The following is an 11,736-nucleotide window of genomic DNA, read 5'->3' as shown; positions in this document are numbered from 1 at the left end:
TGAGTCAGTTGACCGGGCCCCTCGGCCGCAGTCCGTACATCCCGCCGTCGACGGCCAGTGCCGTGCCCGTGGTCGAGGCCGCCGCCGGGCTCGCCAGGTAGGCGACGGCGTGCGCGACCTCGTCGGCGGTGACCAGCCTGCCCATCGGCTGGCGGGCGGCGAGCGCGGCGCGCTCGGCGGCCGGGTCCGCCGCCGCGTCGAGCAGCCTGCCCACCCACGGGGTGTCGGCGGTGCCGGGGCAGACGCAGTTGACCCGGATGCGGTCGGGCAGGTGATCGGTGGCCATCGCCAGGGTCAGCGCCAGCACCGCGCCCTTGCTCGCCGAGTACAGCGCGCGGCTGGGCAGGCCCTGCCAGGCCGCGATGGAGCAGGTGTTGACGATGGCCGCGGCGGACGACCGGCGCAGGTGCGGCAGCGCGGCCCGGCTCACCCTGGCCATGCCGACCACGTTGACGTCGAGCACCCGGTGCCATTCCTCGTCGTCGTTCGCGGTGACGTCGCCCTGCGCGCCGATGCCGGCGTTGTTGACCACCACGTCGATGCCGCCGTACCGCTCGGCCACCGCGTCGATGGCGGCCCGCACCTGGGCGTCATCGCTGACGTCACAACGGAAACCGTCGTCGCCGGGGTTCAGGTCGAGCACCGCGACCTTCGCCCCGCGTGCGGTCAGCGTGGCCGCGACCGCCGCGCCGATGCCCGAAGCACCACCGGTCACCACCGCGACCAGTCCGTCGAAGTCCGTCATCCGCCCTCCGTCCACTCAGGACCGTCCGGGAAGCGGAACCGCCGGAGCGTGGCGTCGTGCATCCGGGCGGAGAAGCCCGGTTCCAGCGGCGCCAGGTAGCGTCCCGCGCGCACCTTCGCCGGATCGGTGAAGTGCTCGTGCAGGTGGTCCACCCATTCGATGGACCGGTCCGCCTCGGTGCCGGAGACCGCGACGAAGTCGAACATGGCCAGGTGCCGGACCAGCTCGCACAGCCCGACCCCGCCGGCGTGCGGGCAGACCGGCACGCCGAACTTGGCCGCCAGCAACAGGATCGCCACGTTCTCGTTGACCCCGCCGACCCGGCTCGCGTCCAGTTGCAGCACCGAGATCGCCCTGGCCTGCAGCAGTTGCTTGAACACCACGCGGTTCGGCACGTGCTCGCCGGTGGCCACCCGGATCGGCGCGATGCGCTCGGCGATGGCCTGGTGCCCGAGCACGTCGTCCGGCGAGGTGGGTTCCTCGATCCAGTACGGGTCGAACGGGGCCAGCGCGGCCATCCACTGCACCGCGGCGTCGACGTCCCAGCGCTGGTTGGCGTCCACCGCGATGCGGATGTCGTCGCCGACGGCGGCCCTGGCCAGCTTCATCCGGCGGATGTCGTCCTCGAGGTTCCCGCCGACCTTGAGCTTGATCATGTCGAAGCCGTCGGCCACCGCCTGCTTGGCCAGCCGGACCAGCTTCGCGTCGGAGTAGCCGAGCCAGCCCGGCGACGTGGTGTAGGCGCGGTATCCGTTGGCCAGCAACTGTTCCGTGCGCCGCGCCCGCCCGGGTTCGGCGTCGGCCAGCAGGTCCAGCGCCTCCTGCTCGGTGAGCGCGTCGGTGAGGTAGCGGTAGTCGACCAGCCCGGCGATCTCCTCCGGCGACAGCTCCGCCAGCATCCTCCACAGTGGACGCCCGGCGCGCCGGGCCGCCAGGTCCCAGGCGGCGTTGACCACCGCGCCGACGGCCATGTGCGCCACGCCCTTCTCCGGGCCGAGCCAGCGCAGCTGCGAATCCCCGACCAGCGCGGCCGACAGCGCGGCCAGCTCGCTCGCGGTCTCCGGCACCGCCTTGCCGACGACCTGGCCTTCGAGCGACTGGATGGCCGCGGCCTGCACGTCGTTGCCGCGGCCGATGGTGAAGGTCAGGCCGTAGCCGTCGGGGCCGCCGTCGGTGTGCAGCACCACGTAGGCCGCCGAATAGTCCGGATCCGGGTTCATCGCGTCCGAGCCGTCCAGCTCCCGCGAGGTGGGGAACCGCACGTCCAGCACTTCCATCCCGGTGATCCGCGCCATCAGGCGGGCTCCACGGCCTGGCGCTGGGTGCCGAGCCCGTCGATGCCCAGCTCGACCACGTCACCCGTCCGCAGGTACGGCTTCGGCTCCGGCTGCCCGAGCGCGACGCCCTCCGGCGTGCCGGTGTTGATCAGGTCGCCGGGGCGCAGCACCATGAACTGGCTGATGTAGTGCACCACCTCGGCGACGGTGAAGATCATGTCCTTGGTGGTGGACCGCTGCCGCACCACCCCGTTGACCGACAGCGAAAGCGCCAGGTCCTGCGGGTCGGGCACCTCGTCGGCGGGCACCAGCCACGGCCCGAGCGGGTTGAAGTTCTCGCACGACTTGCCCTTGTCCCAGGTGCCGCCGCGCTCGAACTGGTAGGCGCGTTCGGTGACGTCGTGCGAAACCGCGTACCCGGCCACGTGCGCGAGCGCGTCCGCCGGGCTGTCCAGGTAACGCGCGGTGCGGCCGATCACCACGCCGAGTTCGACCTCCCAGTCGGTGGCCGTGGAGCCGCGCGGGATGAGCACCGGGTCGTTCGGGCCGACCACCACGTCCGGCGCCTTCATGAACAGCACCGGTTCCGCCGGGATCGGCGCGCCGGTCTCCTCGGCGTGACGGCGGTAGTTCAGCCCGACGCAGACCACCTTGCCGGGCCGCGCGATCGGCGGGCCGATCCGCTGCCCGGAGACCGCGGCCGTGGGCAGTTCGCCGGCTTCGACCGCGGCGCGGGCCCTGGCCAGGCCATCGGACGCCAGGAAGGCGCCGTCGATGTCGGCGGTGAGCGGGCTCAGGTCGTGCAGAACACCCTCCGCCGAATTCGCGGAATTCGCCGTACGGGCGAAGGGCCGTTCGGCTCCGGGCTCACCGAGGCGCAGCAGCTGCACAGGCATTTCCTTCCTCGAGCAGACATCCGATGTATACCGCACGACGACGGGTCAGATCTAGAGGAAGACCGCACAAACCCGGATATTGATCGGATCAGTCGGCGAGTGACGCTGAGGGCACCTCAACTCCAGCACGCGGCGAGGAGCGCGGACAAGCCCGCATTCCGGCAAACCGGTGGCCCGAACGGGACAAACGGGCTAGTTTCGGCCGTCCAACCGACTGGGGGTAAGCCGGATGAAGAACACCTTGTGGAGATTGAGCGCCACCGCACTGGTGGTGGCCGGACTGTTCGCGACCGCGCCGGCGGCCGGTGCCGGGCAGGCACCACCGGTGCACGCACCGATGAGCCCATCGAACTGGGATTCCACCCATCCCAACGAGTTGTCCTGCCAGCAGGCCGGGCGGCACCTGCAGTTCAGCAAGCCGGGGCTGACCTTCCGCTGTTTCTGGATGGGCAACCCGCCGCGCTGGGAACTGTGGGTCAACCACCCGCGCTGAGGGCTCAGAGCGCGCGCTTGGCCACCGCGCTGACGAGGCGCTGGTAGGCCGAGCCCAGCACGCGGGGCAGGGCGTCGAGCAGGTAGGCGTCCGGGCCGACCAGGATTTTCGCCTGGTCGCGCTGCACCCCGCGGACGATGGTGCGCGCGGCCGACTCCGGGGTGGTGCCCGCGATGCGGTCGAACCGCTTCGCGGCCCCCTCGGGGTCGTCGTCGGGCACCCCACGGGCGTCACGGGCGATGTTGGTCTTGATGCCGCCAGGGTGCACGCAGCTCACGCCGACCGGGTGCCCGGCGAGGCGCATTTCCTGGCGCAGCGCCTCGGTCACCCCGCGCACGGCGAACTTCGTGGCGTTGTACGCCGACTGCGTCGGCACCGCGATCAGGCCGAACACGCTGGAGATGTTGACCAGGTGACCGTCGCCGGATTCGATCAGGTGCGGCAGGAACGCCTTGCTGCCGTGGACCACGCCCCAGAAGTTGACCCCGACGATCCAGTCGAGGTCCTCCCAGCTCATCGTGGCGAAGTCGGACATCAGCGCCACGCCCGCGTTGTTCACCACCAGGTTGACCCGGCCGAAGTCGCCGCGCACCGCGTCGGCGTGCTCGAGCACGGCCTGGCGGTCGGCCACGTCGAGCACGTAGGACCGCGCCTCGGCACCGGCCTTTTCGCACAGCGCCGCCGTTTCCGCCGCGCGTGCCGTGTCCACATCGGACACCGCGAGGCGGGCCCCGCGGGCGGCCAGGTTCAGCGCGAGGGCGCGGCCGATGCCCGAGCCCGCACCGGTGATCACCGCGACCTTGCCCGCGAACTGGCGCATGACGTGCTCCTTCTCGCCGGAGGCGGTTATCGGATACTGCCGGTACCTGTTACCTGAAGTACTATCCAAGGCATGCCGGAGGGTGTCAACCGGGTCGACGGCCGGTCGGAGCGCTGGCGCGCGCACCGCGTGGCCCGGCGCGCGGAGTTCGTCGACGCCGCCTTCGCCGCGCTGGCCGAGCACGGGCCGCGGGTGGGCATGGCCGAGATCGCCGCGGCGGCCGGTGTGTCGAAACCCCGGCTGTACCGGCACTTCGCGGACAAGGCCGAGCTGTTCAACGCGATCGTGGACCGCACCTCGCGCATGCTGTGGGAGCGGCTCGAACCCGCGCTGACCGAGCCCGCGCCGATCCACCGGCGGGTGCGGCAGGCGCTGGAGGCCTATCTGGGGCTGGTCGACGAGCACCCGCAGGTGTTCCGCTTCCTCGGCTCACGGCGGCGGCTCGAACTCGGCGACGGCGCCGACCCGGTGGCCGAGGACAAGAAGGTGCTCGCCGCGGTGATCGCCACCATCTTCACCGACGAACTGCGCGCACGGAAGGCGGACAGCGGTGGCGCCGAGGTGTGGGCGCACGGCATCGTCGGTGCGGTCGAAGCCGCCACCGAGTGGTGGCTGGAACGCCGCACGATGAGCCGCGAGAGCCTGACCGAGTACCTCACCGTGCTGCTGTGGAGCGCGATCGACGGCGCGCTGCGCACCGAGGGCATCGTGCTCGACCCCGACCGGCCGGTCGTGGTCAGCGAGCGGACCCTGCGACTGCTGTCCGAACACGACTGAAAGGGTTCCGATGGACCGCCGGCACGACGTGACCCTGTTCGGCGCCACCGGCTTCACCGGGGCGCTGACCGCCGAGTACCTGGCGCGCCACGCGCCGCCGGGCTTCCGCCTCGCGCTGGCCGGGCGCAACCGCGCGAAGCTGGAGTCGGTGCGCGGCAAGCTCGCCGCGATCGATCCGCGCTGGGCGGACACGCCGTTGCTGCACGCCGACATCGGTGACGCGGAGTCGCTGGCCGCGGTGGCCGCCGCCAGCCGCGTGGTCGCCACCACGGTCGGGCCCTACCTGGAGTACGGCGAGCCGCTGGTCGCCGCGTGTGCCGAGCACGGCACCGCCTACGCCGACCTGACCGGGGAGCCGGAGTTCGTCGACCGCATGTACCTGCGGTACGACCGGCGAGCCAGGGAAACCGGCGCGCGGCTGGTGCACGCGTGCGGGTTCGACTCGATCCCCTACGACCTCGGCGCGCTGTACACCGTGCAGAAGCTGCCGCGTGACTCGAAGATCGAGCTGAGCGGGTACGTCCGGGCCGGGGCGATGTTCTCCGGCGGCACCTTCGCCTCCGCGATCACGGTGTTCTCCCGGTTGTTCGAAATGACGCAGATCGCCAAGCAGCGCGCCAAAACCGAGGGCGGGCCGACCAGCAGGCGCGCTCGCACCGTGCTCGGCGTCCCGCACCGCGACGCGGAAACCGGCCGGTGGGCGGTGCCGATGCCGACCATCGACCCGCGGATCGTCGCCCGGTCGGCGGCCGAGCTGGACGAGTACGGGCCGGACTTCACCTACCGCCAGTTCATGTCGGTGAAGCGGCTGCCGACGGTGGCCGCCGGGGCGGCCGGGCTGGGCGCGGTGTTCGCGCTCGCGCAGGTGCCGCCGACGCGCCGGGCGCTGATCAAGCTGGTCAACCCGGGCAGCGGGCCCGACGAGGAGAAGCGGGCGCGGTCGTGGTTCAAGGTCCGCTTCCACGGCTCCGGCGGTGGCCGCCGGGTGGTCACCGAGGTGGCGGGCGGCGACCCCGGTTACGACGAGACCGCGAAGATGCTCGGCGAATCGGCGATGTGCCTGGCACTGGACGACCTGCCCGCGGTGTCCGGCCAGCTCACGACGGCCGTGGCGATGGGCGACGCGCTGGTGAAGCGGCTGGTCGACGCGGGGATCGTGTTCCGGGTGGTGCGCAACTGATCCGGTAGCCGGCCGGGTCGAATTCCGAAATCCCGGTCCGCGCCACGGCGAACACCTAGGCTGAGGCCATGCCCCGACTCACCCGCGCGGAAAGCCAGGCCCGCACCCGCGAGCAGCTGATCGCCGGCGCGAAAGACCTGTTCCTGCGCGAGGGGTACACGGCGACCTCCTTGGAGAAGGTGGCCGACGAAGCCGGGTACTCCAAGGGCGCGGTCTATTCGAACTTCCGCAACAAGGACGAGCTGTGCCTGGCCGTGCTCGACGCGATCCACGCCGAGCAGGCCGAGCAGCTGGCCGCCTCGCTCGACGGCGTGACCGAGCTGGACGCGTTGTTCGACGCCTTCCAGCGCTGGGCCGAGCGCAGCATCGGCGACCAGGCGTGGACCGCGCTGGAGGTGGAGTTCGCCACCAACGTGCGCCGCGACCCGCGCCTGCGTGACGAGCTGGCGATCCGCGACAAGGCCATCCGCGACACCATCACCGGCGTGCTGACCACGCACACCGAGCAGTACGGCATCAAGCTGCCCATGCCGGCCGAGGACTGCGCGACCGCGCTGCTCAGCCTGGGCATCGGGCTCGGCGTGCAGCGCGCCATCGATCCGAGCATCCCGGTCGGCGTGCTGACCGAGGTGATGCGAATGTTCGCCGGGCGACGGTAGCCCCCTTCGCGCCCACCATCCCAGAGGTCGCGCCGGTCGTTGGAGGGCGGAATTCGAGACCGCCCCAGCGGGCTCGGATTCTGTCCTCCAACGACCGGCTCAAAAGCGACCTCTGCGCCGCGCCGAAGGCGCGGCAATTCAATACCGCCGCTAGGCCCCCTTCGCCCTCACCATCCCAGAGGTCGCGCCGAAGGCGTGGCAGTTCAATACCCCCGCCAGGCCAGCAGGTCGTCGGCGGTGCGCGTGTTGATCACCTGCTCGATGCCGACCCCGCACTCCAGTGCCCGCGCGCAGCCGTACGCCTTCCACGCCAGCTGCCCCGGCGCGTGGGCGTCGCTGTCGATCGCGAACTCGCAGCCGACCTCGACAGCCTGCTTGAGCAGGCGTTTCGGCGGATCCAGCCGGTCCACGCGCGAGTTGATCTCGATCGCGACACCGTTGTCACGGCAGGCCTCGAACACCTTCTCCGCGTCGAACTCCGACTCGGGCCGGTTGCGGCCGGCCACCTTGCGCCCGGTGCAGTGCCCGAGCACGTTGACCCGCGGGTTCGCCACCGCCGCGAGCATGCGGGCGGTCATCTCCTGGCGCGGCATGCGCAGCTCCGAGTGCACGCTGGCGACCACGAAGTCCAGCTCCCACAGCAGGTCCTCGTCCTGGTCGAGCGCGCCGTCGAGCAGGATGTCCACCTCGATGCCGGTGAGCACGCGGAACGGCGCCAGTTCCCGGTTCAGCTCGGCCACCACCACCAGCTGCTGGCTCAGCCGTTCCGCGGACAGCCCGTTCGCCACCCGCAGCCGCGGTGAGTGGTCGGTGAGCACCATCCATTCGTGGCCGAGCGCCCTGGCCGCCTCGGCCATCTCGGCGATCGGGCTGCCGCCGTCCGACCAGTCCGAATGCGTGTGGCAGTCCCCGCGCAGCGCGGGCAGCAGCGCACCACCGTCCGGCAGCTCGGGCGCCTCCTCCGCCTCGACCTTGCGCAGGTACTCGGGCACGTTCCCGGCCAGGACGTCCTCGATCACCGACGCGGTCGCGGTGCCGATGCCCTTGAGCGCGGTCAGCCTGCCGGTGCGCGCCAGCTCGGCGAGCCGTTCCGGGGTGAGCTTGGCCACCACCGAGGCCGCGTTGCGGAAGGCGCGGACCCGGTAGGTGGGCTCCCCGCGCTTCTCCAGTTCGTAGGCGATGTCACGCAGTGCCCTGGCAGGTTCCATGCGCTGATTCTGCCGGATCACCTCCCACACCAGGGTGAGGCGAAGTCACCACGGTGCAGCCACGTATCTTGTGGTGGACGCCCAGTTTCCGACGGCGCCATCGCGAACAGGAGCGAAGTCTTGCCGCAAGACAGTCAGTGGCCCGGTTCCCGGACCGAGGAGACCGACGTGTTCCCCGCGGTCTCCGGCCAGCTCACCGATCCCGAGCAGACCGACGCCTTCGGCACGCAGACCGCGTTCGTGCACCCCATCCCCCCGGAGGAGCCGGACGCCGGTGACGACCGCAAGCGCAAGCTCAAGCGCGGCGGGCTGATCGCCGGGGCCGTGCTCGGCGCGTTCGTGGTGCTCTACGGTGCCGACCTGCTGATCAACTCCGGTGACGTGCCGCGTGGCGTGACCGTGGCCGGGGTCGACGTCGGCGGCATGAGCCGGGAGAACGCCGAGCAGGAGCTGCGCCAGCAGCTCGAACCGCGGCTGAACCAGCCGGTGCGGGTCCGGGCCGGCGACGTCGAGCACACGCTCGACCCGCGCGAGACCGGGCTGATCCTGGACTGGCCCGCCACCCTGGACCGCGCCGGTGAGCAGCCGCTGAACCCGTTCGCGCGGATCGCCTCCTTCTTCACCACCCGTGAGACCGGGCTGGCCACCAACGCCGACCAGGCCACCCTGGCCACCGCGATGGACGGGCTGCGGGCCCAGGTCGACCGCGGGCCCGCCGAGGGCACGATCACCTTCGACGGCGCGACGCCGGTGCCGGTGGACCCGAAGCCGGGCCAGGCGCTCGACGTGCCGGCCGCGTCGCAGCTGCTGCTGTCGCAGTGGGCGTCGGGCCAGGTGCTGGAGCTGCCGGTGGGGCTGACCCCGGTGAAGTCCACGCCGGAGAGCGTGCGCGCGGCGCTGGAGCAGTTCGCCAAGCCCGCGGTGTCCGGGCCGGTGACGGTCAAGGGCGAGGGCAAGGACGCGAAGGTCCCGCCGGAGGACATCGGCAAGGTGATCACCTTCGAGGTGGCCGAGGACGGCGCGCTGGTACCGAAGATCGACAACGGCAAGTTCGCCGAGGCCGCCGGTCCGCAGCTCGCCTCCACCGAGAAGGAGGGGCGCGACGCGGAGATCGTCTTCGAGGGCGGCAAGCCGACCGTGCACCCGTCCGAGGACGGCAAGAAGATCAACTGGGAGCCGACGCTGGTGCCGCTGCCCGAGGTGCTCAAGCAGCCCCAGGTGCGCGAGGTGAAGGCGGTCTACGAGAACAAGCCGGCCAAGGTCACCACCGAAGAGGCGAACAAGCTCGGCATCAAAGAGGTGATCGGCGAGTTCACCACCAAGGGCTTCGCGGCGGATTCCGGCGTGAACATCCGGGTGGTGGCCGACAAGGTCAACGGCGCCATCGTCAAGCCGGGCGACACGTTCAGCCTCAACGGGTTCACCGGCCCGCGCACGAAGGCGCAGGGTTACGTCGAGGCGGGCGTGATCTCCGACGGCGCGCCGGGCCGCGAGGTCGGCGGCGGCATTTCGCAGTTCGCCACCACGCTGTACAACGCGTACTACTTCGCGGGCATGAAGGACGCGGGGCACAAGGAGCACAGCTACTACATCAGCCGCTACCCGCCGGCCCGCGAGGCGACGGTGTTCCAGAACCACAGCGGCGGCAGCGTGATCGACCTGAAGTTCACCAACGACAGCGAGACCGGTGTGGCCATCCAGACCGTGTGGACCCCGTCGTCGATCACGGTGAAGCTGTGGGGCACCAAGCGGTACAACGTGGAGTCGGTGCCGGGTGAGCGGCACAGCTTCACCGAGCCGCAGGAGAAGCAGGGCCCGGCGGAGAACTGCCAGCCGAGCGCGGGTGCGCAGGGCTTCACGGTCAGCGACACGCGGGTCCTGCGTGACGCGGCCACCGGGCGCGAGGTGAAGCGGGAGCCGCGGAACGTCCGGTACAACCCGCAGCCCAAGATCGTCTGCCCCGGCACCTGACCCCGGGTGTCACGAATGTGGCCTTCGGGACGAATAACGTCTCGAAAGCCACATTCGTGACGTTGGCACCCCCTCGACCGGGTGAATTCAGGCGGGCAGGCGCAGCCAGGCGGCGGTGTCCGTGGGCAGCTGCCCGTCCGCGAGCGGCGCGCTGGTCAGCAGCACCTCCCGGTGCTCCGGCAGCGCGACCGGCTCCGCCGAGAAGTTGAGCAGGCAGGCGAACGTGCCACGCCGGAACGCGAGCACGCCCGGCGGCTGGTCCAGCCACCGCAACTCGCCCTGTGCCTGTTTCCGCAGCCGCAGCCCCGACCGGTACAGCGACAACACCGAGCCCGGATCCGCCGCCTGCGCGGACGCCGTGTGCGAAGCCCATTCCGCCGGCTGCGGCAGCCACGGTTCTTTCTCCGCGTTGTCCGGGCTGAACCCGAACGGCGGCGCGGCCCCGGACCACGGCATCGGCACGCGGCAGCCGTCGCGGCCGGGGTCGGCGTGGTCGCTGCGCTCCCACACCGGGTCCTGCCGCAGCTCACCGGGGATGTCCTCGATCTCCCACAACCCCAGTTCCTCGCCCTGGTACAGGTAGACCCCGCCGGGCAGGGCCATCGCCAGCAACGCGGCCGCACGCGCGCGCCGGGTGCCGAGTTCGCGGTCCACCGGGGTGCCGTGCAGGCGGTCGGCGAAGCTGAACCCGGTGTCGCCCGATCGGCCGTACCGGGTCACCGGACGGGTGACGTCGTGATTGGACAGCACCCAGGACGGCGGCGCGCCGACCTCGTCGTGTGACTCCAGCGTCCGGTCGATCACCTCGCGGAAGCGGGCCACGTCCCACGGGCAGACCAGGAAGTCGAAGTTGAACGCGGCGTGCATCTCGTCTTCCCGCAGGTAGCGCGCCGACCGCCGCAGGTCCGGCAGCCACATCTCCCCCACCAGCAGCCGCTCGGCCGGGTAGCTCCGCGCGATCCGCCGCCAGGCGCGGTAGATCTCGTGCACGCCCTCCTGGTCGGAGAACGGGGTCTCGTCGCCGGGTTCGACGTCCGGCAGCGCGGGGTCCTTGACCAGGCCGTCGGCCACGTCGATGCGGAAACCGTCGACCCCGCGGTCGAACCAGAACCGCAGGATGTCCTCGAACTCGGCACGCACCTCCTGGCTCTCCCAGTTCAGGTCCGGCTGCCGCGAGCTGTACAGGTGCAGGTACCACTGACCGGGTGAACCATCAGGTTCGACCACCCGGGTCCACGCCGAACCGCCGAAGCGCGAACGCCAGTTGTTCGGCGGTTCGGCGCCGTCGGGACCGCGGCCGTCGCGAAACCAGAACCGTTCGCGTTCCGGCGAGCCCGGCCCGGCCTCGAGCGCGGCGCTGAACCACCGGTGCGTGTCCGAGCAGTGGTTCGGCACGATGTCGATGATCACCTTGAGCCCGAGCGCGCGGGCTTCGGCGAGCACCTGCTCGGCGTCGGCCAGCGTGCCGAAGGTCGGCTCGATGTCGCGGAAGTCGGCGACGTCGTACCCGCCGTCGTCCATCGGGGACGGGTACCACGGGGTGAACCAGATGGCGTCCACGCCGAGGTCGGCGAGATAGCTCAGCCGGGACCGCACCCCGGCGAGGTCGCCGATGCCGTCACCGTCACCGTCGGCGAAGCTCCGCAGGTAGACCTGGTAGATCGCGGCCTGACGCCACCACTGCGGACTCCGGGGGGATTCGCTCACTGC

General features: G+C 71.3%; 11 protein-coding genes. 5 read left to right on the top strand and 6 right to left on the bottom strand.

Annotation, left to right across the window (positions count from 1 at the left end; genetic code table 11):
* Positions 1 to 4: 4 nt before the first annotated feature.
* Genes A4R43_RS38685 through A4R43_RS38675 form a run of 3 tightly spaced genes read right to left on the bottom strand, consistent with a single transcriptional unit; the run spans position 5 to position 2,912 of the window.
* Positions 5 to 745, bottom strand: a complete 741-nt coding sequence (locus A4R43_RS38685) for an SDR family NAD(P)-dependent oxidoreductase (protein ID WP_113696626.1) — start codon at positions 743 to 745, stop codon at positions 5 to 7.
* Positions 742 to 2,040 carry an enolase C-terminal domain-like protein gene (locus A4R43_RS38680; RefSeq protein WP_113696625.1) on the bottom strand — a complete coding sequence of 433 codons (1,299 nt, stop codon included), beginning with the start codon at positions 2,038 to 2,040 and terminating at the stop codon, positions 742 to 744. The genes A4R43_RS38685 and A4R43_RS38680 overlap by 4 nt, the downstream gene beginning before the upstream one ends.
* A complete protein-coding gene (locus A4R43_RS38675) occupies positions 2,040 to 2,912 on the bottom strand; it encodes a fumarylacetoacetate hydrolase family protein (RefSeq protein ID WP_113696624.1) in 873 nt (290 codons plus the stop codon). Before A4R43_RS38675 ends, A4R43_RS38680 begins: the two co-directional genes overlap by 1 nt.
* Before the next feature lie 256 nt (positions 2,913 to 3,168).
* On the opposite strand from A4R43_RS38675, the gene A4R43_RS38670 reads away from it, so the two are divergent.
* Complete coding sequence (locus tag A4R43_RS38670; protein WP_113696623.1) at positions 3,169 to 3,411, top strand: hypothetical protein; 243 nt, start codon at positions 3,169 to 3,171, stop codon at positions 3,409 to 3,411.
* A 4-nt stretch (positions 3,412 to 3,415) separates the two neighbouring features.
* Here the strand turns inward: A4R43_RS38670 and A4R43_RS38665 are convergent, their stop codons facing one another.
* Positions 3,416 to 4,231, bottom strand: coding sequence for an SDR family NAD(P)-dependent oxidoreductase (locus tag A4R43_RS38665; protein ID WP_113696622.1), 816 nt, complete (start codon positions 4,229 to 4,231; stop codon positions 3,416 to 3,418).
* A 72-nt stretch (positions 4,232 to 4,303) separates the two neighbouring features.
* Here A4R43_RS38665 and A4R43_RS38660 point away from each other — a divergent pair, with 72 nt between their 5' ends.
* The 3 genes from A4R43_RS38660 to A4R43_RS38650 all read left to right on the top strand — a co-directional run bounded on the left by A4R43_RS38660 (position 4,304) and on the right by A4R43_RS38650 (position 6,847).
* Positions 4,304 to 5,008: a TetR/AcrR family transcriptional regulator gene (locus tag A4R43_RS38660; RefSeq protein ID WP_113696621.1), complete on the top strand. Its 705-nt coding sequence runs from the start codon at positions 4,304 to 4,306 to the stop codon at positions 5,006 to 5,008.
* A 10-nt stretch (positions 5,009 to 5,018) separates the two neighbouring features.
* The gene (locus A4R43_RS38655) at positions 5,019 to 6,188 is read left to right on the top strand and encodes a saccharopine dehydrogenase family protein (RefSeq protein ID WP_113696620.1); all 1,170 of its coding nucleotides are present in this window, start codon (positions 5,019 to 5,021) and stop codon (positions 6,186 to 6,188) included.
* Positions 6,189 to 6,256: 68 nt separating this feature from the next.
* Positions 6,257 to 6,847 carry a TetR/AcrR family transcriptional regulator gene (locus A4R43_RS38650; RefSeq protein WP_113696619.1) on the top strand — a complete coding sequence of 197 codons (591 nt, stop codon included), beginning with the start codon at positions 6,257 to 6,259 and terminating at the stop codon, positions 6,845 to 6,847.
* Positions 6,848 to 7,050: 203 nt separating this feature from the next.
* Here A4R43_RS38650 and A4R43_RS38645 read toward each other — a convergent pair whose 3' ends face one another.
* Complete coding sequence (locus A4R43_RS38645; RefSeq protein ID WP_113698166.1) at positions 7,051 to 8,055, bottom strand: PHP domain-containing protein; 1,005 nt, start codon at positions 8,053 to 8,055, stop codon at positions 7,051 to 7,053.
* A gap of 120 nt (positions 8,056 to 8,175) precedes the next feature.
* On the opposite strand from A4R43_RS38645, the gene A4R43_RS38640 reads away from it, so the two are divergent.
* A complete protein-coding gene (locus A4R43_RS38640) occupies positions 8,176 to 10,026 on the top strand; it encodes a VanW family protein (protein ID WP_113696618.1) in 1,851 nt (616 codons plus the stop codon).
* A gap of 87 nt (positions 10,027 to 10,113) precedes the next feature.
* Here the strand turns inward: A4R43_RS38640 and A4R43_RS38635 are convergent, their stop codons facing one another.
* Complete coding sequence (locus A4R43_RS38635; protein ID WP_113696617.1) at positions 10,114 to 11,733, bottom strand: glycoside hydrolase family 13 protein; 1,620 nt, start codon at positions 11,731 to 11,733, stop codon at positions 10,114 to 10,116.
* Positions 11,734 to 11,736: the final 3 nt, after the last annotated feature.

Source organism: Amycolatopsis albispora (genome assembly GCF_003312875.1).
Lineage (GTDB): Bacteria > Actinomycetota > Actinomycetes > Mycobacteriales > Pseudonocardiaceae > Amycolatopsis > Amycolatopsis albispora.
Note: the sequence above shows the minus strand (reverse complement) of the source record. Positions and strands in the feature narration are given on the sequence as shown.